Source organism: Vibrio sp. 2CM40D, from assembly GCF_023161825.1.
GTDB lineage: Bacteria > Pseudomonadota > Gammaproteobacteria > Enterobacterales > Vibrionaceae > Vibrio > Vibrio alginolyticus.
Map to the genome: position 1 here is coordinate 74,243 of NZ_JALNTL010000012.1, position 25,542 is coordinate 99,784.

The 25,542-nt window shown below is 44.2% G+C and carries 22 protein-coding genes and 1 tRNA gene; 13 read left to right on the top strand and 10 right to left on the bottom strand.

Translation table 11 applies throughout. From position 1 onward, the window contains the following. Positions 1-75: 75 nt before the first annotated feature. Positions 76-1,080 (bottom strand): ornithine carbamoyltransferase, encoded by a 1,005-nt coding sequence (locus MTF70_RS21300; protein WP_042523477.1) that lies wholly within the window; start codon positions 1,078-1,080, stop codon positions 76-78. 156 nt (positions 1,081-1,236) lie between these two features. Continuing rightward, on the bottom strand, positions 1,237-2,457 hold the full coding sequence (gene arcA / locus MTF70_RS21305) for an arginine deiminase (protein WP_005381082.1): 1,221 nt from the start codon (positions 2,455-2,457) through the stop codon (positions 1,237-1,239). 583 nt (positions 2,458-3,040) lie between these two features. Here arcA and rraB point away from each other — a divergent pair. Both rraB and MTF70_RS21315 read left to right on the top strand, forming a co-directional pair. After that, entirely contained in the window at positions 3,041-3,454 is a 414-nt protein-coding gene (rraB, locus tag MTF70_RS21310) for a ribonuclease E inhibitor RraB (protein WP_005381081.1), read from the top strand. Between the two features lie 154 nt (positions 3,455-3,608). Beyond that, positions 3,609-4,409, top strand: a complete 801-nt coding sequence (locus MTF70_RS21315; protein ID WP_205461578.1) for a hypothetical protein — start codon at positions 3,609-3,611, stop codon at positions 4,407-4,409. A gap of 19 nt (positions 4,410-4,428) precedes the next feature. Here MTF70_RS21315 and MTF70_RS21320 read toward each other — a convergent pair whose 3' ends face one another. From MTF70_RS21320 to pepA, 5 genes are all read right to left on the bottom strand, one after another. Next, entirely contained in the window at positions 4,429-5,334 is a 906-nt protein-coding gene (locus tag MTF70_RS21320; RefSeq protein WP_080960120.1) for a bifunctional helix-turn-helix transcriptional regulator/GNAT family N-acetyltransferase, read from the bottom strand. Between the two features lie 115 nt (positions 5,335-5,449). After that, complete coding sequence (locus MTF70_RS21325) at positions 5,450-5,854, bottom strand: DUF2061 domain-containing protein (RefSeq protein WP_169628884.1); 405 nt, start codon at positions 5,852-5,854, stop codon at positions 5,450-5,452. A gap of 203 nt (positions 5,855-6,057) precedes the next feature. Beyond that, positions 6,058-8,916, bottom strand: coding sequence for a valine--tRNA ligase (locus MTF70_RS21330; RefSeq protein WP_025767623.1), 2,859 nt, complete (start codon positions 8,914-8,916; stop codon positions 6,058-6,060). 96 nt (positions 8,917-9,012) lie between these two features. Next, positions 9,013-9,462, bottom strand: a complete 450-nt coding sequence (locus MTF70_RS21335) for a DNA polymerase III subunit chi (protein WP_009703970.1) — start codon at positions 9,460-9,462, stop codon at positions 9,013-9,015. 115 nt (positions 9,463-9,577) lie between these two features. Next, positions 9,578-11,086 (bottom strand): leucyl aminopeptidase, encoded by a 1,509-nt coding sequence (gene pepA / locus MTF70_RS21340; protein ID WP_005381073.1) that lies wholly within the window; start codon positions 11,084-11,086, stop codon positions 9,578-9,580. A 200-nt stretch (positions 11,087-11,286) separates the two neighbouring features. On the opposite strand from pepA, the gene lptF reads away from it, so the two are divergent. After that, a complete protein-coding gene (lptF, locus tag MTF70_RS21345; RefSeq protein ID WP_005381072.1) occupies positions 11,287-12,387 on the top strand; it encodes an LPS export ABC transporter permease LptF in 1,101 nt (366 codons plus the stop codon). Between the two features lie 3 nt (positions 12,388-12,390). After that, positions 12,391-13,461 (top strand): LPS export ABC transporter permease LptG, encoded by a 1,071-nt coding sequence (gene lptG, locus MTF70_RS21350; protein WP_005381071.1) that lies wholly within the window; start codon positions 12,391-12,393, stop codon positions 13,459-13,461. Positions 13,462-13,548: 87 nt separating this feature from the next. Here lptG and MTF70_RS21355 read toward each other — a convergent pair whose 3' ends face one another. Next, the gene (locus MTF70_RS21355) at positions 13,549-14,028 is read right to left on the bottom strand and encodes an RDD family protein (protein ID WP_005381070.1); all 480 of its coding nucleotides are present in this window, start codon (positions 14,026-14,028) and stop codon (positions 13,549-13,551) included. Between the two features lie 184 nt (positions 14,029-14,212). Next, the gene (locus MTF70_RS21360) at positions 14,213-15,481 is read right to left on the bottom strand and encodes a DUF2254 domain-containing protein (protein WP_205461577.1); all 1,269 of its coding nucleotides are present in this window, start codon (positions 15,479-15,481) and stop codon (positions 14,213-14,215) included. Between the two features lie 227 nt (positions 15,482-15,708). Here MTF70_RS21360 and MTF70_RS21365 point away from each other — a divergent pair, with 227 nt between their 5' ends. Both MTF70_RS21365 and MTF70_RS21370 read left to right on the top strand, forming a co-directional pair. Then, the gene (locus MTF70_RS21365; RefSeq protein WP_025767626.1) at positions 15,709-16,374 is read left to right on the top strand and encodes an SDR family NAD(P)-dependent oxidoreductase; all 666 of its coding nucleotides are present in this window, start codon (positions 15,709-15,711) and stop codon (positions 16,372-16,374) included. Between the two features lie 190 nt (positions 16,375-16,564). Next, positions 16,565-16,649: transfer RNA gene (locus tag MTF70_RS21370), tRNA-Leu, on the top strand. Between the two features lie 244 nt (positions 16,650-16,893). On the opposite strand, the gene MTF70_RS21375 is transcribed toward MTF70_RS21370, so the two are convergent. Further along, positions 16,894-18,177, bottom strand: coding sequence for a carbohydrate-binding protein (locus MTF70_RS21375; RefSeq protein WP_005381066.1), 1,284 nt, complete (start codon positions 18,175-18,177; stop codon positions 16,894-16,896). 247 nt (positions 18,178-18,424) lie between these two features. Here MTF70_RS21375 and MTF70_RS21380 point away from each other — a divergent pair, with 247 nt between their 5' ends. From MTF70_RS21380 to MTF70_RS21410, 7 genes are all read left to right on the top strand, one after another. Further along, entirely contained in the window at positions 18,425-18,730 is a 306-nt protein-coding gene (locus MTF70_RS21380; protein ID WP_025767645.1) for a PTS sugar transporter subunit IIB, read from the top strand. An 87-nt stretch (positions 18,731-18,817) separates the two neighbouring features. Then, positions 18,818-20,152: a PTS sugar transporter subunit IIC gene (locus MTF70_RS21385; protein ID WP_005381064.1), complete on the top strand. Its 1,335-nt coding sequence runs from the start codon at positions 18,818-18,820 to the stop codon at positions 20,150-20,152. Positions 20,153-20,203: 51 nt separating this feature from the next. Then, complete coding sequence (locus MTF70_RS21390) at positions 20,204-20,515, top strand: PTS lactose/cellobiose transporter subunit IIA (protein ID WP_031777269.1); 312 nt, start codon at positions 20,204-20,206, stop codon at positions 20,513-20,515. A gap of 12 nt (positions 20,516-20,527) precedes the next feature. Continuing rightward, entirely contained in the window at positions 20,528-21,850 is a 1,323-nt protein-coding gene (locus tag MTF70_RS21395; RefSeq protein WP_064354316.1) for a 6-phospho-beta-glucosidase, read from the top strand. Positions 21,851-21,868: 18 nt separating this feature from the next. Next, the gene (chbG, locus tag MTF70_RS21400) at positions 21,869-22,624 is read left to right on the top strand and encodes a chitin disaccharide deacetylase (protein WP_025767647.1); all 756 of its coding nucleotides are present in this window, start codon (positions 21,869-21,871) and stop codon (positions 22,622-22,624) included. A gap of 104 nt (positions 22,625-22,728) precedes the next feature. Next, complete coding sequence (locus MTF70_RS21405; protein WP_005381031.1) at positions 22,729-23,727, top strand: LacI family DNA-binding transcriptional regulator; 999 nt, start codon at positions 22,729-22,731, stop codon at positions 23,725-23,727. A gap of 130 nt (positions 23,728-23,857) precedes the next feature. Next, positions 23,858-25,111, top strand: coding sequence for an HD-GYP domain-containing protein (locus MTF70_RS21410; RefSeq protein WP_005381029.1), 1,254 nt, complete (start codon positions 23,858-23,860; stop codon positions 25,109-25,111). The last annotated feature ends 431 nt before the right edge of the window (positions 25,112-25,542 follow it).

The following is a 25,542-nucleotide window of genomic DNA, read 5'->3' on the forward strand; positions in this document are numbered from 1 at the left end:
GAGCATTATACGCTTAACTTTCGTGAGCGCAAGCGATTACATCATGGTTTTTATCGGCTGTTTTTGCGCGCTGGTTTAGCTTCCTAGCGTCGCAACCATCACGGCTTTGATGGTATGCATACGGTTTTCAGCTTCGTCGAATACGATGGAGTATTCCGATTCAAATACCTCTTCTGTTACTTCAAGGCCTTTCATACCGTATTTTTCAGCGACTTCTTTGCCGACGGTGGTTTCATCATTGTGGAAAGCTGGAAGGCAGTGCATGAATTTCACATGTGGATTACCCGTTTGCTTAATCACGTCCATATTGATTTGATAAGGTGTCATTAACGCTACACGTTCATCCCATGCCTCGGCAGACTCACCCATAGACACCCAAACGTCGGTGTATAGGAAGTCACAACCTTTCACACCTTCCTCAACGCTTTCTGTTAACGTGATTTTTGCACCGGTTTGTTGCGCGATAGTTTGACAAGTTGCCACGAGATCTTCTTCAGGCCAGAACGCTTTTGGCGCGACAAGGCGAATATCCATGCCCATTTTCGCTGCGCCCACCATAAGTGAGTTACCCATGTTGTTGCGCGCATCACCTAGGTAAGCGAAGGTTACTTCATGTAGCTGTTTACCACGGCCGTGCTCTTGCATGGTCAGGAAGTCAGCAAGGATCTGGGTTGGGTGGAACTCATCCGTTAAACCATTCCACACTGGAACACCAGCATAAGTACCAAGCTCTTCAACAATGGATTGGCCAAAGCCTCGGTATTCAATCCCGTCGTACATACGACCAAGGACGCGAGCGGTGTCTTTCATCGATTCCTTATGACCGATTTGCGAGCCAGAAGGGCCGATGTAAGAGACTTGAGCACCTTGGTCAAAGGCAGCGACTTCAAACGCACATCGGGTACGAGTCGAAGATTTCTCAAAGATTAGTGCGATGTTTTTACCTTGAAGTTTCTTCTGCTCTGTTCCTGCATATTTAGCTTTTTTTAGCTCTGCAGACAGTTCGAGCAAAAACTGGATTTCTTTGGTTGAGAAGTCCAATAGCTTCAAAAAGTTGCGGTTACGTAAATTGAAAGCCATAGCTCGTCCCTTAGTACATGTGATTAGATTAATAGAATTCATTAAAACATATAAATGCTTTTATTGTGAATAATTATTTTTAATTAAAGCTAAAAAAGGTTGATGTATTCACATCAACCTTAGTTTTGATTCACCTAATGTAAAGGGACGAGTAAGTTATATATCGTCTCGTTCTATTGGACAGCTCATACAGCGAGCGCCACCGCGACCACGACCAAGCTCGTTACCAGGTACTGTCAGTACTTTGATGCCAGCTTTATCGTATTTTTCGTTGGTGTATACATTGCGTTCGTAACCAATTACTACGCCCGGTTTTACAGTTAGAACGTTATTGGCATCATTCCATTGTTCGCGTTCCGCTTCATAGCTGTCACCACCCGTGGTGATGATTTTCAGCTGATCTAAGCCAAGAGCGGACTCAATCGCGTGCAGATAGTTATGTGAGGCTTCAACATGCATTTCACCGTTGCCTTTTGGTGTTAAGCGCCATGTGTCGAGATCTTTGCGCATGATCTCTGGGTAGACAGAGAAAGTATCTACATCCATATGGGTCATCACAGTGTCTAAATGCATACATGAACGGTGTTTAGGCAGATCAATTGCAATAACTTCGGTAGCTTGGCCTGCTTTAAATAGGCTCGCTGCAAGGTTCTCTACACCTTGAGCAGTCGTACGCTCAGACATACCGATAAGAACTGCACCTTTACCAATAACCAACACATCACCGCCTTCGACATTCGCATTATCATAATGCAGATCATCGTCACCGAAGTATTTGATAAAATCTTGGCCAGCAAAAATTGGGTGCCAACGATAAATCGCACGTAAGTGGTTTGTTTCACGTTGGCGTGCAGGCATCATCATTGGGTTGAGCGATACACCACCATAAACCCAGCATGAGGTATCACGAGTAAAGAGGTGATTAGGCAGTGGCTCAATAACAAAGTCGAGAGGACGCTTCATTTTTGGCAGCATAGAAGATGAGGAGATCGGTAGCTCTGAGTAAGCTAAGCCACCTAAAAAGATGCAGGCAAGGTGTTCATCATCCATTTCTGAAAAGTATTGGCGTAGGTCTCGCGCAAAGGTTGGCCCGTAACGAAAGTCAGAAATCTGAGTGTTCAGCAGCCATTGTTTTGCTTCTGGAACGGCGAGGGTTTCGACCAGTAAATCGTGGAGGAGAAGCACTTCAACGTCTTGCTCGCGCAGCGTACGTGCGAATGCATCGTGCTCTTCACCTGCCGCTTCTACAGCAAGAACGTCATCAAATAGCAACTCATGACAGTTTGACGGAGTTAAGTGGGTTAGGGCGCGTTCAGGGCGATTTAATAGAACTCGTCGAAGTTGACCAACTTCTGATCCAACGTACAGCTTGCTCATTTTGTATCCTTACAAATTTTCCAGCCATTAGTTATGACAAGCTTCCTAGAAAGATGCAAGTTATCAAGCTTTGTTTATATTCTGGTGTTTCTGGTTTTGTGAGTTTTTTATTTTTATTTTGATTCTTATTAAATTTATTATTAGATATAAATGCTATTTTGCTAAAATTAGAGTGCGTGCGTTTTTATTCTAATTTTCCCGTTGAGAAAGAATACACGCACAGTGCATAAAACGTGCATTTTTATTCTAAATTATGCATTATTAAAGTGAATTTATTCGTTATGCTTCTTCGTTTTACACGTGAGTGTATTCAAGAAAGCATCATAAACACGCATAGAAAGAGAAAATAACCACATTAAGTGTCAATTAGGATGTTCTGAATATTAAAAAATGCCATTCTTTGTTAATTTTTTGTTTCTTTGTGTGGTCGGTTTAATATTTAGATTCAAATAACCGATAAGAATCGCAGTGGTATGATGTTTGTTTGTGGCTTTTCATCGCAATCCATGCCATATTTCACCGGATCAGCATACTCAGTATCGGGTATTGTGTTTCCATCAAGTAACTAATCTGGAGCCAAAACATGTCTCACGAAGATGAATATCTATCAGTAGAAGAATTAATTGAGATTCAAAAGGAAGAGACTCGCGATATCATTGCAGCATTGCTAGAAGATGGCAGCGATCCAGATTCGCTATACGAAATTGAGCACCACCTGTTTGCCGAAGATTTTGACACGCTAGAAAAAGCGGTAGTTGAAGCATTCAAGATGGGCTTTGAAGTTCTTGAAGCAGAAGAAACTGAAGATGAAGATGGTAACAAGTTGCTTTGCTGTGATGCGACTATGGAGTCCGCACTAGACGCAGAAGCGATTGATGCGCAAGTTGAAAAATTGATTCACTTGGCAGAAAAATACGACATCATCTATGACGGTTGGGGTACGTACTACGAAGGCGAAGATGCGCTTTACCCTGAAGAAGATGAAGACGACGAGTAATCAAAGCTCACTACTTTTGGAAAAACCAGCGTTTAACGCTGGTTTTTTTATACCTTGAAAAACTGACGAATGTGGAGGCGATAAATAATTCACATTGAGTTTATAGGGGGTTTCTCCCTATAATGCGTGAAAATTGATCTAGCTCAAGGTGTATATGCAACTCTCACTCGCCGGTTTATGGCAAGTCTCTCCACTGACGGACCTTTCTATCCCACAGGATGACATTACTTTCCCTGCTCCTTTGAGTCAGGTATTGCCAGCTGAACTGACAGAAGAAGCAATTCGTCAGCAAGAGTGGCACCTGATGCATGACATTGAAGTGGACGAATCCATGATGGCATTCCCAGCGGTAGAAATGGTGTTGGGTGGTGTGGATTACCATGCAGAAGTGCGTTTGAACGGAGTAGCATTGTTTGACTGTGACGGTTCTCAAAATGTCTACAAGAAAGACATTCGCCCGTTCATGCAGATGGGGCGCAACCGTTTTGAGATCCTATTCCTTGAGGAAGAAGAAGATCTTCTGTTGGATGAGGATAAACCGGAGTTGTGCTCTCTGTCCGATCATGAATATAAAAAAAGTGATGAGCGCTTAGGGGTATGGCAAGAACCGTATCTGCAGTTCATTCGCAATGTACGTTTAGACCGCGTGGCAACCGAGCAGATTTGGCACCACGGTGGTGGTTGCGAGTTTAAAGTAGACTTGTACTATCAAACTTTTGCGCCGGGTCTGGTCTCTGCATCGGTTAAGTTTAAGGGTATGACTTACCATATTCCTATTGATGTCCGAGCGGAGCATGCGAGCGCTTTATTCCAGATCGAAGCGCCAAAGTATGCCGATCTTACTGATCCTGATCCAAGTGATCTCTACCAGTTGTCTGTTGAGTTGGATGGGCAGCACCAAAACTTCACTGTTGCCTTGAGCCAGGAGCTTTGTGTTACCCATGTTGTGCTTTAACGTCTAATAATATTATCTATTACAGCATCTTAAGCATTACGACTTCACATGCATCATGCCCTGTTTGTCCAAGCGGGGCATCAAGATGCTCAAAGCCTAGCTTTTCATACAAGCTTACCGCTTCTCTCAGACATTCAGTTGTCTCTAAATAGCACTGCTGATACCCAAATTGTTTCGCCAATTGTAAGCTCAATGCGACGATGCGTTTGGCTAAACCGTGTCCTCGTGTTTGAGGTAAGAAGTACATCTTTTGTAGTTCACACACATTTGGCTCGCCAGCTAAAGGGGCAAAGCCACCGCCACCAACGATCTCTCCGCGATGTTCAATGACCCAATAGGCGGCCCTGTTTTGATTGTACACCGAATACATATCATCAAGCGTTGGATCGGCCACACCATAACCTTTGTCTGCGGTTAAGCCGTATTCAGCAGAGACTTTACGAATCACATCTGCGACTTGCGGGTTGTCTGCTTTAGTAAGAGGTCGAAGAACGTATTCCTCAGACTGACACACTTTTGTTAGCCCTTTTAGGTAAGTCTCTAGACCAAGTTTGAGTTGCTCTTGCTCGCTGTCATCGAGTTGGGTAAGCAGTTGTTCAAAGAAGTGGTTTTGCTGTTGGTCCAGTTGCGATAACGCCAGTTGGCCTTGCTCTGTAATCGCGACGAGTTGACTACGTTTGTCTTTTGGGTTTTCGATGCTCTCGACCAAACCTAATTTAATCAAACCAGTAACGGTTCGGCTCGCGTTGGACTTGTCGACATTAAGCTGCTGTGCCAGCTGATTGATGGTCAATGGCTGCAATTGGATTTCACCCAATGCGTGCGCTTGCACTGGAGTGAGAGCGACATCGCCGCATTGTTTATCAAGCATACCAAGCAATCGGACGGCTTGACGGGAGTAGTGTCGAAGTTGACGAGCGTTCATTATCACTTACCTCTAAAAATAAAGTTGCGTACCGCAATTAAATTAATTGCGGTGCGCAACCTTGTCAATGGTAAATGTCATTTTGCTCGTTAGGAGACGTAGTGAGCCTCCATGTTTAAGCGTGGTGATGTAAACAAAACTGCGGTGCTGGAGTTTTTTCTGATGATTTACGCATCCATACTTTCTCGTGGAAGTAGTAAGCCACCGTGTTCAAACTTGGCTCTAACATCGCCATTACGCCGCCGACAAATGCATCACCTGTTAGTAAGTAAACCACGGTAAAAGCGACGCTGAAGTGCACGGTCGCAAAGCTTGCGGTTTTTAATTTGGTCATCCACTGACGAGCTTTAAGTGCTGGGACTTTTGCCCATGCCTTTTCATGAAAGTAGAAGGCTACGGTGTTCACTGAAGGCTCAATCATGGCAATTAAACTACCAATTAGAATGTCGCCTGTGAGTACGTAAGCGACACTAAATGCGATAGTAAAATGCAGTGCTGCGAAAGTTAGTGTCTTTTTCATGATAATTACTCAATCGTGTTTGTTTCGATGAGCTTATTATCGATAATAATTCTCATTAATGCTAATGGGTAATGAGTATTGTTGTGATAGGGGGAAGCTATTGATGATGGTTTTGGTGAAATGTATACAAAAAAGGTTGGCCATGATGACCAACCTTTTGAACCAAAAAGTGAGAAGTGCTAATTCTTCTCTTTCACTGAGGCTTAAAGCGCAGCGATCGTTGTCTTCTGCTCTTCTAGCTTAGCTAGCGTTTCTTTGTAGCCTTCAAGCTTCTCACGCTCTTTAGCAACAACTGCTTCAGGTGCTTTCGCTACGAAGCCTTCGTTACCTAGTTTGCCTTCGATACGCTTGATTTCGCCGTGAGTCTTCTTGATTTCGCCATCTAGACGAGCAAGCTCAGCATCTTTGTCGATCAGACCTGCCATTGGGATCATCAGCTCAGACTTACCAACCAGTGCTGTCGCACATGCAGGAGTTTGTTCGCCAGCTTCAAGCACGCGTACTGCTTCTAGCTTCGCTAGTGACATCAGTACTTGCTTGCTTGCTTCTAGACGAGAGGCATCTTCTGCATTTGCTGCTTTCAGCATAACGTCAAGCGGCTTACCAGGGTTGATGTCGTATTCAGCACGTAGGTTACGGATGCTGGTAATGAACGCCTTCACCCATTCGATATCATCTAGCGCTTCTTGGTTGAAGTTTGCTTCGTCGAATTGAGGCAGTGCTTGAAGCATGATTGTCTCACCTTCTACACCTTCAACTAGTGGCTTGATGCTTTGCCAGATAGTTTCAGTGATGTAAGGAATCACAGGATGAGCCAGACGTAGAGTCTTCTCAAGTACCGTGATTAGTGTACGGCGAGTACCACGCTGTTGCGCTTCAGTACCTTTCCATAGAACGGGTTTAGTTAGCTCTAGGTACCAGTCACAGAATTGGTTCCAGATGAATTCGTAAAGCGTGTTCGCAGCCATATCTAGACGGAAGTTGTCGATATGGTTGTTGAACGCTTTCGCTGCAAGTTCAAACTGAGACTCGATCCATTTGTCTGCTAGTGAGTATTCAATCTCACCACCGTTGAAGCCACAATCTTGCTCTTCTGTGTTCATCATTACGTAACGGCTTGCGTTCCATAGTTTGTTACAGAAGTTACGGTAACCCTCAAGACGCTTCATATCCCAGTTGATATCACGACCTGTTGATGCCATTGCTGCAAGAGTGAAACGTAGTGCGTCTGTACCGTATGCTTCGATACCGTTTTCAAACGTCTTACGAGTGTTCTTCTCGATCTTCTTCGCTAGCTGAGGTTGCATCATGTTGCCACAACGCTTCTCTACTAGAGACTCTAGGTCGATACCATCGATCATGTCGATTGGGTCAAGTACGTTACCTTTCGACTTAGACATCTTGTCGCCGTTTTCATCACGGATTAGACCAGTAACGTAAACCGTCTTAAATGGTACTTGTGGTTTGCCGTTTTCGTCTTTCACGAAGTGCATGGTCATCATGATCATGCGCGCAACCCAGAAGAAGATGATGTCGAAACCAGTTACTAGAACGTCTGAAGGGTGGAATACTTTCAGGTCGTCAGTTTGCTCTGGCCAACCTTGAGTACCGAACGTCCATAGTGCAGAAGAGAACCACGTATCCAGTACGTCTTCGTCTTGGTGCAGTTCAATGACTGACTCTAGGTTGTTGTTCTTACGAACTTCTTCTTCAGTGCGACCTACGTAAACATTACCTTGGTTGTCGTACCAAGCTGGGATGCGGTGACCCCACCATAGCTGACGAGAGATACACCAGTCTTGAACGTCACGCATCCAAGAGAAGTACATGTTTTCGTATTGCTTAGGAACGAATTGGATGTCGCCGTTTTCTACTGCTTCAACTGCGGTTTTCGCTAGAGGCGCAGTACGTACGTACCATTGGTCAGTTAGCATTGGTTCGATAACTACGCCACCACGGTCGCCGTAAGGAACTTGTAGATCGTGATCTTTCACTTCTTCAAGTAGGCCTAGCTCGTCGAATTCAGCAACGATAGCTTTACGAGCGGCAAAACGTTCCATACCGTGGTATTTAGCTGGTAGCTCAGTGCTGTAAGCGTCGCTTGCTTCGCCGTTAGTGTTGAATACTTCTGCTGAGTCGCGGATGTTCGCGTCGAAAGTCAGAATGTTGATCATTGGTAGCTGGTGGCGCTTACCTACTTCGTAGTCGTTGAAGTCGTGCGCAGGTGTGATTTTCACACAGCCAGTACCTTTTTCCATATCTGCGTGCTCATCGCCCACGATTGGGATGCGACGATCAACGATAGGAAGGATGATTTCTTTACCGATAAGATCTTTGTAACGTGGATCTTCTGGGTTAACTGCAACACCCGTATCGCCTAGCACGGTCTCTGGACGAGTCGTTGCAACAACGATGTAGTCTTTGCCATCCGCTGTTTTAGCGCCATCTGCTAGTGGGTAGCGGAAGTGCCACATGTGGCCTTTAGTGTCTTTGTTCTCTACTTCTAGATCTGAAATCGCTGTGTGTAGCTTTGGATCCCAGTTAACTAGACGCTTACCGCGGTAGATTAGATCGTCTTCGTACAGACGTACGAACACTTCTTGGACGGCGTTAGATAGACCATCGTCCATCGTGAAGCGTTCACGATCCCAGTCTACAGATGCGCCAAGACGACGAAGCTGCTTAGTGATAGTGCCGCCAGATTCGCCTTTCCATTCCCAGATTTTGTCGATGAAAGCTTCACGACCGTAATCGTGTTTTGTTTTGCCTTCTTCTGCAGCGATCTTACGCTCAACAACCATCTGAGTTGCGATACCAGCGTGGTCAGTACCTACTTGCCAAAGGGTGTTTTTACCCTTCATACGTTCACAACGGATAAGCGTATCCATGATCGTATCTTGGAACGCGTGGCCCATGTGTAGGCTACCAGTGACGTTCGGTGGCGGGATCATGATGCTGTATGATTCTTTAGTAGTGTCACCGTGTGGCTTAAAGTAGCCTTTCTCTTCCCAAGTCTGATACAGAGCTTGTTCGATTGAAGTTGGGTTGTATGTCTTTTCCATAGCGCTCTTTTAATGGATACGTTGATGGTTGAATCTTAGTCAATCTTTATAAGTGAGGGATCTTAACAAGATCGCCTTAACTATAAGGATTGACCGTTAAGGATATTGAATTTCGATCGTTTGCAGCTGGTAACCTGCTTGACGGTAAATTTTATATCTTTCTCTTGCGAGTTGTTTAGCTTTTTCTTCGCAGGGCACGAAGTCTACCACTTGAGCAAACTTGTTCGCAAAGGTTGTCTCATTTTCCGCCAAATTAATTACCAGCTGGCGGTTCCAATTAGGTTTTACACCTTCATGGCCGATTTCAATATTGGTGGCGTATTTCGGTCCTTCGCCTACAAGATTATGTGCCATGAACTTGTCTGCATCAATTTGCCAAAAGGCTTCAGCGAGCTGCTCGGCATGCGGTTTGTCTTGGCAGTTCAGATACACTTTTGCGCCTTGACGAGCAAAGTGCTGAGCCAAAAACACGATGTATTCTTCAAAGCCAGTCACCGTTGCTTGCGGGCTCTCTTCATTAATGATGTAGAAGGTTGCTGTTTGCATCATTCTCTCACTTGCCGATGGTCTCTTCCAGAAACCATATTAAATCCGATTTTCAATCAAGAAAATCGAGGTAATAAAAAAGGGCCTTGCGGCCCTTTTAGATTCTGTTCAGAAATTACTCTTCTGTCTCTTGGCCGCTGCGGTTCAAAAGGAATTGGACAAGCATTGAGACAGGACGGCCCGTTGAGCCTTTCGCTGCGCCTGATTTCCACGCGGTACCTGCGATATCGACGTGTGCCCAGTTGTACTTCTTCGCGAACTTAGATAAGAAGCAACCCGCAGTAATTGTGCCACCAGGGCGACCACCAATGTTTGCCATATCCGCAAACGGGCTCTTCAACTGTTCGTGGTACTCGTCTGCCATTGGTAGACGCCATGCACGGTCACTCGCTTGCTCAGAAGCGTTTACTAGCTCATGAGAAAGAGGGTTGTGGTTAGAGATTACGCCGCTGATATGGTGGCCTAGTGCGATAACACAAGCACCAGTTAGCGTTGCAACGTCTACTACGCAGTCTGGTTCGAAACGCTCTACGTAAGTCAGTGCGTCACAAAGAACGAGACGACCTTCCGCATCCGTGTTCAGAACTTCTACAGTTTGACCAGACATGGTTGTAAGGATGTCACCTGGACGGTAAGCGTTGCTGCCAGGCATGTTTTCACAGCCCGCTAGAACACCAATAACGTTGATTGGTAGGTTTAGCTTCGCCAGAGCTTTCATTGTACCGAATACCGATGCCGCACCACACATGTCGTACTTCATCTCATCCATACCTTCGCCCGGCTTTAGAGAGATACCGCCTGAGTCGAAGGTTAGACCTTTACCTACGAGCACAATCGGTTTTGCATCCGAGTCAGGGTTACCTTTGTACTCGATGATAGACATCATAGATTCGTTTTTAGAACCACGGCCTACTGCTAGGTAAGAGGTCATACCCAGTTTTTCCATCTCTTGCTCACCAATGATTTTGGTGGTTACGGTTTCGTAATCGTCCGCTAGACGACGAGCTTGAGAAGCAAGGTAAGCTGGATTAGCTACGTTTGGCGGCATGTTGCCAAGGTCTTTTGAGGCTTTGACACCTGATGCGATAGCAAGACCATGAGTGATTGCTTTTTCACCCAAGTTCAATTCACGACGCGTTGGTACGTTGAAAACAAGCTTGCGCAGTGGGCGGCGAGTCTCAGGTTTCACGCTCTTGAATTGATTAAATGTGTATAGACCATCTTTAGTCGCTTCTACAGCCTGGCGCACTTTCCAGTATGTATCACGACCCTTAACATGCAGTTCAGTTAGGAAACATACTGCTTCCATTGAGCCTGTCTCGTTAAGTGTGCTGATCGTCTTTTGAATGATTTCCTTGTACTGGCGCTCGCCAAGTTCACGCTCTTTGCCGCAACCGACAAGTAAAACGCGCTCTGACAAAACACCTGGTACTTGATGCAGTAGCAGCATCTGACCAGGTTTACCCTCTAGATCACCACGGCGAAGTAGTGAACTGATGTAACCGTCACTGATTTTATCAAGTTGTTCGGCTACTGGAGAAAGGCGACGTGGTTCAAACACACCAACAACGATACATGCGCTACGTTGTTTCTCTGGACTGCCACTTTTTACACTGAACTCCATGCGTACTCCTACATCCTGAAGACAAATTGCTCTAAATGTTAGATAATGATCGCTTACTTGTTGAATTTTAGCTCCAAGCTTACATGCAGAGCTGATTAAGCGACTAACATCTAGTTTATAATTTTTAAAAAAATAAATGGTTCAACGGGAAACTATAGTGATTCGACCAAAAAAACAAGTTTTGTATAGGTAATTTCAGCGTGATTATTGTTAGATATTTGATCCGCGAAACACTCAAGAGCCAATTTGCGATTTTTTTCGTGCTTTTTTTGGTGTTTGTAAGCCAGAAATTCATAAGTGTTCTTGCTGATGCTTCTGATGGGGATATTCCTGCTGGATTGATTTTCTCTATTGTTGGTTTGAACATGCCAGCAATGGGTCTGTTAATGCTGCCTTTAAGTCTGTATATCGGCATATTGATCACATTTGGTCGTCTGTATGCAGAGAGCGAAATTGTCGTAATGAACGCGACAGGTATTGGTAATAAATTCTTGGTTCAAGCGGCCTTATACCTAGCGTTGATTACTTCAGCGGTGGCGGCTTTCAATGCGTTGTGGCTATCGCCGTGGTCTCAAGACCGCGTTGAGCAGCTTTATGAGCAGGTAGCGTCAGAAAACAGCGTTGACCTACTTAAAAAAGGTCAGTTCCAAGGTACACCAGACGGTTCATCGGTTGTGTTCATCGATGACATTAAAGACAATACCTTGAGCAACGTTTTTGTTGCGCAGATGCGCCCTCGAGATTCAGTGTTACCGAGTGTGATGTTCTCATCTTCTGGTGAAGTAAAAGAGCTTTCGGACGGTCGTCAGATCATCACTATGAAAGAAGGTACGCGTTATGAAGGTGTGCCTACTCGCGTTGAATATATGATCACGAAATTCGATGAATACGAAGGTGTTATCGGCCAACGTGAGGTCAAAAAGAAAGGGCGAGACTGGGAAGCATACCCAACGGTTGACTTGATAGGTCACCCAGATCCAGAGGCGCAAGCGGAGCTACAATGGCGAATTTCGTTATTTGTGTGTATTCCACTCTTAACAATGCTCGTTATTCCTTTGTCTGCGGTGAATCCGCGTCAGGGACGGTTTGCCAAAATGGGGCCTGCGATTCTGATCTACCTAGCGTATTTCTTGGCGATCAGTGCAACCAAATCTGCATTAGAAGATGGTGACATCCCGGCTGCTATTGGTATGTGGCCAATCAATGCGATGTTGCTGATTGTTGCTATCATGGCGAATATGATGGACAGCGTTGCTGCTAGACGAATAAAAGACAAATTCCGCAAGAAGAGGCTCGCGTAAGCTGTGTTCAAAATCTTAGACCTTTACATCGGTAGAACCATCATCTCTACCACTGCCTTGGTTTTAGCGACGTTTGTTGGCTTATCGGGCATCATCAAATATGTAGAACAGCTACGTAAAGTAGGGCGAGGTGTGTACGACCTCACTCATGCGTTGTACTTTGTGTTACTCAGTGTGCCGCGTGATATCGAAATGTTCTTTCCAATGGCGGCATTACTCGGTGCCCTGATCGGCTTAGGTATGTTGGCTTCAAGCTCTGAGCTGGTGGTGATGCAAGCTGCTGGTTTCTCTAAGCTGGATATCGGGTTATCGGTACTCAAAACGGCCGTCCCGCTCATGATTGTCGTTATGGCGTTAGGTCAATGGGGCGCTCCTGAGGCCCAGAAGATGGCCCGTGACTTACGTGCGTTTGCGATATCAGGTGGTAGCATTGTGTCTGTGCGCTCAGGTGTGTGGGCTCGTGACGCAAACGACTTTATCTTTATAGGTAAAGTCGAAGACGACAAACTTTATGCTTTAAATATGTGGCGTTTTGATGATGATAAGAATCTACAAAAAGTTATTTTCGCCGAAGAAGTCGACTACCAACAAGATAACAACTGGCTGATGCGCTACGTACAAATTACGGACATGGAAAATGAAAACGTAATTTCAAAGCAAGACATCGAACAGATGGAGTGGCACACCTCTTTGGCACCGGATAAGCTAGCTGTGGTGACCGTGAAGCCAGAAGAACTGTCACTGAGCGGTTTGTATGATTATGTGACTTACCTAAAAGCATCGGAACAAGACGCATCTCGCTATGAGTTGGCGTTTTGGCGTAAGTTGACTCAGCCGCTTTCAATTGCTGTGATGATGTTAATGGCGCTATCTTTTGTTTTCGGTCCACTCAGAAGCGTGACCATGGGGGCAAGGGTATTGTCGGGCGTGGTTGCCGGGTTTACTTTTTACATATCCAGTGAGTTCTTTGGTCCATTAAGCTTGGTATATGGCATATCCCCAGTGTTTGGTGCTTTGGCCCCGAGTTTGGTGTTCTTAGCTATTGCGATTGCACTGCTACGAAGAAAGCTATAACTGAAGCATCATCGAATAAACCAAGTTTTACCGAACCAAATGTAAAAGGAAGGCATTACGCCTTCCTTTTTTGTGTTCCCGGATAAGTTAGTTTGCCTTAGGCAACACAACAACCTCTGTTTTGGCCCAAATGTCGTGGAAACCACGTTTCTTCGGATCAATCGGTACAGTCAAATTTGCCAAGCCAAAGCCAGATGTCGAAATACGAATCAGAGCTTGAGTTACCGTAATTGGTGCTCCGTCTTTGGCATTGCGAACTCGAAGCTTCCAAGCGCGCATCCCAAGAGTTTGTCCTGCTCGCGTCCAGAAGAACACAAAGAAATATATCCACACACCCGCAAGATAAAGTGTAAATAGAGGGCTCAATACAGGGTGCTTTCCGAGCATATCTGCGGCATCAGCGTACTCGCCATAGCTCAACAATCCTGCTGCATTTAGTGCAAACACAACGGCCATAACAATACCAGCGGCCATCATTTCAATTGCGATAATAATCAATGTGTCGTAAATCAACGCTGCAAGTCGACGAAAGAGACCAGCAGGTGGAAGAGTTGTAGACGTTGTCATTATTCCATCACTTACCTTAAAAATTGTGCGTCAGAATATAGATTCCCTCACCAAGAGAAAAGAGACCTAACGCACAGAGTCTTTAATTGTGTATAAACGAAGAGACTTTTCTGCCCTACGTTATCAGCACATGTCATGATACACGAGGCCGTGCAGCAATATGTTTCGACTGAATTCGACTCTCTTAACCATTGGCTTTTTGGTCTGTGACCAGATTAGATAGCTGAGAGAGTTGGTGTTTCTCATCTTCGGTATAATGTTGGCTTAATGAAAGCTCTAAAGCTTTTTCTGACAGCTTGATTGCTGGTGACAAAAATAACTTAGGGTGCATACTAGAGAGAGCTAGCAAGGCCTTTTGTAGGCGAATCTGTATTTGGAGTTGCGCTGCACCATCGTGTGCTATCGGCAAAAAGACATCATCAAACAAATCCTGGTAGCTCAATGCGGGCACAAATAGTCTAGGATATCGAGTTTTGGCTGGCGGCTCACTGAGTAGGTCTCCCCATAATGAAAGTGCTCGTACAGAACGCCCAAGAACGTCAATCGCGGTGCCATTATCATTTACAGCCGGAGATAGTGCTCGTGAGGCGATTTCCGCCATAACGACTAAACCAAAGCGAGGGTCCTGATCATATGAACGCTCCGTTCGAATCGTGAAGGCTGCCGTTACTTCGCTTTCGTCTGGCAATTCTCCACAAACCCAAGCCAATGGTTGACCTACGTACACAAAACTTCCCGGTTGTCGCTCAAGGTAGATGGTGCATTGGTTTGCTTCAGCAATACTATCGAGGTGATGCATATCAACATGCTGTAAGTAGCCAATTTCTTGGCTCAAAATAGGTTTACTTCCTCTGGGCTTATGCTCTGGGTGGCTCCATGGGTGAGCACCTAGCCAGCGCTCTTTGCCCCGTTTTCTTATCGCATCTAACAAGGCTTGCTCTACGTATGAAGTGGTTTCACTGACCCTTCCTAGTACGGAAAGGTGCTGAATCCAACGTAGCAGAGTGAGTATGATCATCACGATTACGGCGATAGTCACGATGAATAGATAAATTTGTGCTTGTTGATGATAGGCCCCAATACCTAGCGCGATAATTCCTACCAAACTAAATAGAAAAGAGCCAAGAAAGGTTGCTAAGGCATTTTGTGTTGTGCTGTCTTCCATCAACAGTTTTGTCGCTCGCGGCGTTACCCCTGCACTAGCGGCACTGTACGCTGAGACCATAATATTGAGAGAGAATGTAGTCACTGCAAGCATGGAGGTTGCGAGGATATTTAATATGTTGTTCAACAAATCCTTGCTGACGTTGATGGCAGGGGGCAGAGTAATGAACTGGTTTAAAACAATCGACATTAAGGCGGTAGCAACAGCTAGTAATGCGTAGAGTGACGTCCGGACCCACAGTTTTCGTGTCATCTGTTTCAGTAACCACTGCCATTTTGCCCCAGTCATTCTTTGCTCCTATTCAGTTCTCACTAGAAAGTCGATAGAAAATTCAGAAAGTTATTCTTGCTTAAGCATAGGTTAAATGCCCGTCGTTCTGCTTGATATTTCATGCATCACGAAAGTAAGAAAGCTGCTTGCTTCAAAGAATGGTGCTCTTGAGGTGTGAATTACCACGATTCTGTTACCTTAATTGATAGATGAATTAAAAGTATGTGATTGAAAAGAGGTAGCGCATGATTGTAATTACAGGTGCAAGTAGCGGCTTAGGGGCGGAACTAGCAAAGCGTTATGATGCGGAAGGCAAAGAGACGTATGTAATAGGAAGAAATACAGAAAAACTATCCGCACTAGCAAAACAACTCTCTCATAACGTTGGTTATCAAGCTTGCAACCTCTCATTGCACCAAAATGTGAAACAGCTCTTTGATGGGGTGAAACAGTCCCCTGAAATGGTCATTCATAGTGCGGGAAGTGGTTATTTTGGCTTACTGGAAGAGCAGGAGCCGGAAGAGATTCAAAAGTTGATTGATAACAACCTGAATTCTGCGATTCATGTGCTAAGAGAGTTAGTAAAGCGTTACAAAGATCATCCAATAAAAGTGGTCATGATCATGTCCACAGCCGCGCAACAACCTAAAGCGCAAGAGTCTACGTATTGTGCAGTGAAATGGGCCATCAAAGGATTAATTGAGTCGGTTCGTTTGGAGCTAAAAGGAAAACCTATGAAAATTATCGCGGTTTATCCTGGTGGAATGGATACGGAATTCTGGAAAACAAGCGGCAATACGATGGACACGAGTCACTTCATGCAAGCAGAAGATGCCGCAGAGATGCTCTATAATGCGTTGTCGAGCATTGGGAATGGTTATGTTTCTGATATTACAGTGAATAGAATTTAAAAAGAGTTTCGTATACTCATTTTCATCTGGAAGAGTAGTAGAAAATGGAGCGTACGTTTCTTATGAGTACAGCTTTGTCACACTTTGTGGCGAAATTATCAGCAAACGATAGTTATTTAAGGTATTTCTGCTTGCGCAGGTCAAAAGCTTACGTATAATGCCAACCATCAAAGGGCAATAGCCCAAAGATGCCGGTGTGGTGAAATTGGTATACACGACGGATTCAAAATCCGTTGCCTTCGGGCGTGGCGGTTCAAGTCCGCCCACCGGTACCATACATAGAAAGGTCGCTTTTATAGCGGCCTTTCGTCGTTTTAGGTGCTCGTAAATATCAAAAGGAAGTTAGCGTTGCCTTCGCGGTGGCGGCAGGAATGCCAGTCCAATCAACTCCGTCCACCGGTACCATATTTTAAGACAGAGCCTCGATGAAAGTCGGGGCTTTGTTGTATCTGGATCTTCAAAAAAAAGCGCGAGGGGTATGCCTCGCGCAAACTACTACATGGTGATAGTAGGAACAGCCTATAGAGCTGTGAACAAGGTATTTTGAGTGTTCGGAGTCCAGTCTGCTTGGGACACGTGCGGTACATCAACTAGATAACGCAAACCTTGATAAGTCACCACATCACCTTGTTTATAGGAAACATTCTGAGTCCAGTTAGTGGCTGGGTCTGCATTTGTCCAAAGGCTAGAGGTTGGAGACGGTGCCCAATCTTGTTGCGCAGTATGGTTTGTTACAGCCTGGTATACAGTACCTAGGTGTAAGACGTAATCGCCAGCGTCGTAGTTATGACCAACTTGCCAGTTCGGTGTGTAGTTATCCATTGTGTCGAAGTCATAACCCGCTTGTTTTGCTAACTGTATAAACTTAGCGAGCTTAGGTAGGTTTTGCGTTGCACCCATGCCACGCTTACCATCTTCAAATAGGAACTCGTGAGTTAATACGATAACTTTATCGGCGTGTAAAGGTGTACCACATGGGAACTCTTGAGCTTTGGAGTTGATCGGGTTAATCGTTGTTGGTGCACAAGTGTTTAACGCGGAATCCACATATCCAAGAAATGCTTCTGCTTCTGTAAGGCTGTTTGCTGGCATTTCAATGCCCCAATTTTCAGGTGCCCAGTCCACATCCCAACCGTGAGTTTGATAGCCGTTATTCGCTAGGATATTTTGAACCTCGATAGCTGCTTTTACACTGTTGGATGGGTTGGATGTATCGCATACATATCCTGGTTCCCAAGGTTTCAGGTCATCAGACGTGGCACATAACCCATCTGCTTTGAAGTCTTTCGTCACTCGCCAACCGTTGGTGTAGGGCAGTCTAGCAAACTCTGTTGCCTTGTAGTTCGGGTAGCTTGTAATGTTCGGCAAATACTTTGCTAACACAGATAAGTTTTCCGTAAACATTGAGGCATCGTAAACAGGGTCTTGATACGAGTTTAGCTGGTGGTCCCCGGTCGCATTACACTCCGCAGCACTGTTCGGTCCAAATTCATCCACGCAGTTGTGCACCATGTGATCGTAACTGTGGTTCGCAACAATATGACCAGTGTCTAATGCGAGCTTTAAGGCTTCTAGGGAACGGTCTTCATTCTCATCACCAATTCCATCTAAATGCCAAGCATTAAAGTAAAACGTCGCTTTGATATCTTCCTGGTTAAGTACTTGAATAACGTCAATAGATGCATTGATTGGTCCATCATCAAACGTTAGATAAATTGTGCCTTTAGAGTCGGTTTGAGCAAATGAGTGTTGTGATAGTGCGGCACTTACAAGCGTTGCAATAGCCAATTTATTAAATTTCATTCTCTATTCCTTTTAAGAAATTAATAACGACGTTGTCAGTAGTAAAATATTGATAATTTGAAACTTAATGTGATGTCTTAAATTATTTTATGACTTTTATCCTAGACCTAAATAATTACAAAAAAATAGGTGGTATTTTCTAAATTGGGATTGTGTTCACGAATAATGCAACCGGTTGCGCTTTTTTGTCTTGGTTATTTTTGCTACAGTTTTTACAGGTTGAAATTTACACAACGGGAGTAAGGCTATGAAAAAGATCCTTTTATGCTGTAGCGCAGGGATGTCCACCAGTATGCTTGTTAAGAAAATGGAGCAAGCTGCTGAAAATAAAGGAATTGAGTGCAAAATTGATGCAATGTCAGTGAATGCGTTTGAAGATGCAATTAAAGAGTACGATGTTTGTCTTCTCGGGCCTCAAGTACGTTTTCAGCTAGAAGAACTAAGAAAAACGGCGCAAGAGCATGGTAAAAACATTGATGCTATTTCTCCTCAGCATTATGGAATGATGAAGGGAGAAGAAGTACTAGAGCAAGCATTAGAATTAATTAACTAAAATATAGTTTTAAATTAAAAAGATAACTGTACATCAAATATAAATATTTGATGCGGGATTCTTTTGCCTAAAATAAGGATGGACTCTATGAAGCTTTATGACGCAATTATAGGCGCAGTCGAAAAGCATATAGCCCCTATAGCAGCTAAAGTGGGGAATCAGCCCCATGTTCGCGCAATGAGAGACGGTTTTATTGTCGCAATGCCGTTTATTATTGTCGGTAGTTTCATTTTGATTTTTGCATTCCCCCCATTTGCCGAAGATACAACCTTTACTTTTGGTCGAATTTGGCTCGATTTCGCCACTACACATTTTGATACCATAATGATGCCCTACAACATGTCGATGGGGATCATGACCATTTTTGTTTCGCTGGGCGTTGCTTATAGTTTAGCGAAGGCTTACAAGATGGATGGGATCACGAGTGCTGTATTGTCACTAATGTCTTTTTTACTCATTGCGGCCCCAGCTAAAGATGGCGCGTTGTCTATGTCTCACATGGGCGGAACCGGGATCTTCACCGCAGTGATGTGTGCATTTTTCTCGGTGGAGCTCTACCGTTTTATGAAAAAGCACAATATTACGATTCGCATGCCAGAGCAGGTGCCACCGGCGATTGCGCGATCATTTGAAGTATTGCTACCAGTCTTAGCGATATTCATTACCTTATATCCACTTAGCCTTTTCGTACAAACCCAGTACGACATGCTGATTCCAGACGCTGTTATGGCTATCTTTAAACCGCTAATTAGTGCGTCTAACTCATTGCCTGCCATTATTGGCGCTTTATTGCTTTGCCAGCTACTTTGGTTTGCGGGTATTCATGGTGCTGCAATTGTTGTTGGACTGCTTTCTCCAATCTTTTTGACCAACATTGGTGCCAACATTGAAGCCTTTGTTGCAGGTGAACCGATTCCAAACGTATTTACTCAACCGTTCTGGGATTTTTACATCTTTATTGGCGGCTCTGGTGCAACACTTGCTCTTGTTATGCTGATGTCGTTTAGCCGTTCTGTTCACCTTAAGAGCATTGGTCGAATGAGTGCGGTGCCTGGCTTTTTCCAAATCAACGAACCTGTGATCTTCGGTAGCCCAGTTGTGATGAACCCGACCTTGTTTATCCCGTTCGTCTTCGCTCCAGTCATCAATGCTACGATTGCGTACTTTGCTGTGCATGTCGGCTTTGTGGGTATGGGTGTCGCTACAACACCTTGGACAACACCGGCACTGATAGGTGCTTCGTGGGGTAGCGGTTGGACCTTTGCGCCAGTATTGCTCGTCATTGGTTTATTAATTCTTGATCTAATCATCTACTTCCCATTCTTCAAAATGTTTGAGAAGCAAATGTTGGAGCAAGAACTACCAACGACGAAGGAAACTAAAGGTGACACGCAGCCGTCAGGCGAAGGCGTTACTGCTTAACTGTGCTTAATGGGCCGCAATTACCGCGGCCCGATTTTCGGAGAGAAAATGATGGAACAAGAATTGGTTGTAATGGAGATCATTTGCAATGCTGGTGAAGCCAGAAGTTTAAGCTACGAGGCATTGCGTTTATCTCGAGAACAAGATTTTGAAGCGGCTGATGAGAAGCTCTCTCAAGCAAGAGAGTGCATTAATAAAGCCCACTTAATACAGACTCAGCTTATTGAAGAAGATCAGGGAGAAGGGAAAGTCCCGATGACGTTAGTGATGGTGCATGCTCAAGATCACCTAATGACTACGATTTTGGCTCAAGAGATGGCTGTAGAAATCGTCGCACTGAACAAAAAAATCTCGAACAAATAAAGGGGGATGAAAATGTCTAGAGAGGCGATCAAACTTGCTATTATTGGCGGTGGTAGTAGCTATACCCCGGAATTGGTTGAAGGGGTTATTAAGCGCTTAGAATATTTACCCGTTAAGAAGATTCATTTTGTGGACATTGAGTCAGGAGCTGAGAAGCTTGAGATCATCAAAGGATTGGCTCAGCGAATGGTCGATAAAGCCGGAGCAAAAATTGAGATAAAAGCCGGTTTCGATCGCCGTGCTGCGATAAAAGATGCGGATTTTGTGATGACGCAGTTTCGTGTTGGTGGCCTTGCTGCACGCGCTAACGATGAGCGAATCCCAATCAAGTACGACGTCATCGGCCAAGAAACAACGGGCCCTGGTGGTTTTGCTAAAGCACTGCGAACCATTCCGGTCATTCTTGATATCTGTAAAGACATTGAAGAGTTGGCTCCAAACGCATGGATGCTCAATTTCACCAACCCAGCGGGTTTAGTTTCCGAAGCGGTCAGTAAGTACACCAAAGTAAAGAGTATTGGTTTATGCAATGTGCCCGTTTCAATGGAAATGATGATTGCAGAAATGATGGAGTGCGAGCCAAAAGAGCTGCAACTTGAGTTTGCTGGGTTAAACCATCTCGTGTGGGTACACAAAGCATGGTTCAATGGGGAAGATATTACTCAAACGGTATTAGAGAAAGTCGGTGATGGTGCCAACTTCAGTATGAAGAATATCTGGGAAGAGCCGTGGGATCCGGCATTTCTAAAAGCACTGGGGGCGATACCATGTCCTTATCATCGTTACTTCTACCAAACTGATGCCATGCTTGCTGAAGAGAAACAAAGTGCCGATGAAAAAGGCACTCGTGCTGAGCAGGTAATGGAAACAGAAAATGCGCTATTTAAGCTCTATCAAGATCCTACCCTCGATCATAAGCCGAAAGAGTTAGAGGAGCGGGGTGGTGCTTATTATTCTGATGCATCACTGAACCTAGTTGATTCAATTTATAACAATCGTAATAGTATTCATGTTGTTAACGTTTTAAATAATGGAGCGATCAACGGCCTACCTGACGATGCTGTGATTGAATGTAGTGCCGTGATTGGTAGCTGGGGGGCGAAACCTCTTGCGGTTGGCGAGTTGTCAAACAATATCAAAGGATTACTCCATCAAGTTAAAGCGTATGAGCAGCTAACAATAGAAGCTGCTGTCGAAGGTAATTATGACAAGGCGCTTATGGCATTAACCAATAACCCATTGGTGCCTGACATTGGCCGCGCCAAGTCAATCCTGGATGATATTCTGGCGGTGAACGCTCCGTATTTACCTCAATTTAAACTAACGACGTTGTAAGACTAAGGAAGGGCGCCGATGAAAGTCATTTTTAATGCTGATGATTTTGGTTTAACGAGAGGTGTAAATAGCGGCATCGTTAAAGCTCATCAGCAAGGTGTGGTTCATTCAACCACCATGATGGTGGGTATGGATGCTGAGCAACATGCCTTAGAACTAGCTCGCCATAATCCAGACTTGAAAATTGGCGTTCATCTTAGGTTTACAGCAGGTGTGCCTATAACGAAGCATCCTAACTTGACCAACGGCCGAGCGCACTTTATCAATTATGACGAACTTTGGAGTAAGCAGGACTTCGAAACTCAGGTCGTTTATGATGAAGCAAAAGCTCAGGTGGAACATTTTCTATCGCTTGGGTTGGAGCTAAGCCACTTAGATAGCCATCATCACGCGCATACTCACCCTCAAATTTTGCCCGTTATTAAAGAAGTAGCGAATGAATACCGAGTGCCACTGCGGGGCAGTGGCTTGTGTCAAGAATCGATGACAATCAGGTATATCTTTACTGATGAGTTTTATGATCAAAAAGTGAGCTTGGATGGCTTAATGGCACATCTATTGAGCTTAAAAGCTGACTATGACTTGGTTGAGGTGATGTGCCACCCGGCAGAGGCCGATCAGGCGCTTATCTTAAAGAGTGGCTATGCGCTTCAGCGAGAGCTAGAGTTACAAGTTCTTACCTCTCCCATTTTAAAAGAACAGTTAGCTCATCATGGTATAACTGTTACGGATTACTCTGAGCTTGTTTCTACCAATCAAATGGTCGGTGTATGATTAAAGGCTGCCAGCTTCGCCCCCTATAGCACCTTACGAATTGCTGGCAGCCGTTCTACACAAACGAATATTTAATAACAATTGCAGTTGGACCCAATAGCATTATGGCAAGGATTAAAGATGTAGCCGAACTCGCCGGTGTAAATCGCTCTACCGTTTCTCGAATTATTAATGGAGAGGGGAAATTTCGCGAGGAAACTCGAAAAAAAGTAGAGCAAGCTATGGCGCAATTGAATTATCGTCCTAGTGCAATTGCTCGTTCACTCGCAACCTCATCCAGTAATATGGTTGGGTTATTGGTGACTTACTATACGGGGGGCTTCTTTGGCGAGATGATGGAGCAGGTTCAGACCGAGCTGGATATTCATAAGAAGTTTTTGATTACAGCTCAAGGCCATCATTCTGCACAAGGTGAAAAAGAGGCAATTCAGCGTTTTAATGATTTACGTTGTGACGGCTATGTACTTCATAGTCGTTATTTGTCAGATGATGACTTACGTGAATTAGCTAAACAGCCAACACCTTTCGTTCTTCTGGATCGCTACGTGGAAGGAATAGAAGAGCGTTGTGTTACCTTTAACCATCATCATGCAAGCCGTATTGCCGTTGAGCACCTTTTAGCTGGTGGTCATCGAAAGATTGCTTGTATTGCCGGTCCATCCCAACGTCATAACAGTGTATTGAGAAAGCTTGGGTATATTGATGCAATGAAGGATGCTGGTATAGATATTGATGAAAGCTGGTGTGAAGAAGGGAATTATGGTCGGCAAAGTGGTTATGATGCAATGGCTGCAATTTTACAACGACACCCTGATGTGACGGCTGTCTTTTCGTGCAGTGAAGAAATGACGGTTGGCGCAATGCAGTACTTACACGAGCACAGTATTTCTGTACCAGAGCAAATCTCATTAACTAGCTTTGACAGTGTTGATCTTTGTGAAAGTCTTTACCCTACAGTATCAGCAGTGCACTTTCCTATCAGTGACATGGCCCGTGTAGCGGTACAAACGTTAATGGGGCTAGTCAAAGATCAAGAAGTAATAGACAAGCCAGTGTTCGAGGCCAAGCTTAAAATACGCAAAGCAGATCGCTCCTTAAAGTAGCTTACTTCTATCTAATTAAGTGAGTCGCTTAGAAATAACGGTTTGATGTTTTGATAGTTACTGATGAATTTATTCACAAAATTTACTAGTATTCTAACTCTCTTAAGAAATATAAATCAGTAGTGAATAAGTGGCAGCCATTAAACTAACGGTCGATCGTATTCAACCCGGATTACATATCCGTCTTCCGCTAAAGTGGAACGATCACCCCTTTCTACTCAATAGCTTTAAGATTAAAGACCAAGAGCAAGTCGAGATGATCCGCCACCTCGGCGTAAAGTTCGTTTACTTTAATCCAGAGCAAAGCGATGCCGTTCCACTCCCTGTTGATCAAAGACAAGCTGACAGAGTAACAAATGAAGCGTCGTTAGATCATGAAACTCAAAAAATGTGGCAAGAAAAACAGAACCGCATAGAAAAGTTAAGTGCATACCGTCGACGCGTGATTCAGTGTGAAAAAGAGTTTGAGCGCTCTCTGGCACGTATGCGTTCAGTCATGACTAAAATCCGTAACCGTCCGACAGCAGCAGTTGATGAAGCAAAGCTTCTTATTGAAGATATCGTCGAGAAGTTAATGTGCGATGATAATGTTACGTTACATCTGATGAACGGAAAAAATGAGTTTGAAGATATTTATTTCCACTCATTGAACGTGGCTGTTATCTCGATGATGATTGGCCGTGCTAAAGGGTACTCAGCAGCACAGTTGAAAGAGCTTTCCTTCTCCGCACTATTCCATGATATCGGGAAAATAAAAATCCCGACTGCAATATTAAGAAAGCAACTACCTCTAACAGAGCCAGAAACCAACTACTTAAAGTTGCACACTAAATATGGCGTCGATCTTGCGAGTCAAATCGAGGCTTTTCCCGAAGTCGCGAGAATTGTGATCGCGCAGCACCATGAGCTAAGAGATGGGTCTGGTTATCCTAAAGGCCTGAAAGGAGATGAGATCAACGAGTTTGCTCAAATTATTGCTGTAGCCAATGCGTTTGATAACTTGTGTCATACACCGATAGTCTCAGATCAAAAGATTCCTTATACCGCACTCTCTCATTTATATAAGAACTGTAAACACCTATATAAAGAAGAGAACCTGAACATCCTAATTAAGTTTATGGGCGTGTTTCCTCCGGGTACCGTAGTTCAGCTTTCTAATAATATGGTCGGCCTGGTTATCTCAGTGAATGCATCGCATTTATTATTCCCGAATGTCTTGGTTTACGATCCATCAGTACCAAGGACGCAAGCGCCAATCATTGATCTTGCCTCAAAAGATATAAAGATAGTTAACGCGATTCATCCGTCAAAATTACCGGATAAAGTAAAAGAGTATCTAAATCCGCGTTCGCGTATTTCTTATTTCTTTGATAGTGATGAGTAGTTATCCACAGCTTTTTGTGGGTAAATTGTATAAATCCTGAGTGTTATTTCTGGGTAATTTTAGGGTTGGATGGAAAGTATCCATTTGGCATGTTTTTTTAGAAAAAATGCATTTTTAGTATTGCCAAAGAAAATCTTCTCCCTATAATGCGCATCCATCGACACGGCAGACGCCACAAGGCTTTAGCAGGGTCGAAGAGGTAAAAAGCTTCTACAAAAAATTAGTTTAAAAAAGTGTTTGACACTAACGACTAAATCGCTAGAATGCACCTCCGCTTTGAGAGAAAAACTTCTCGCAAAGCAAGCTCTTTAACAATATAGACCTATCAATCTGTGTGGGCACTCGTTGATGATGATCCAATTCGATACTTCGGTATCAAATTAGGTTTCAATGAAACGAAGTGACCATTGAATCGAAAGATTCAGCACAGT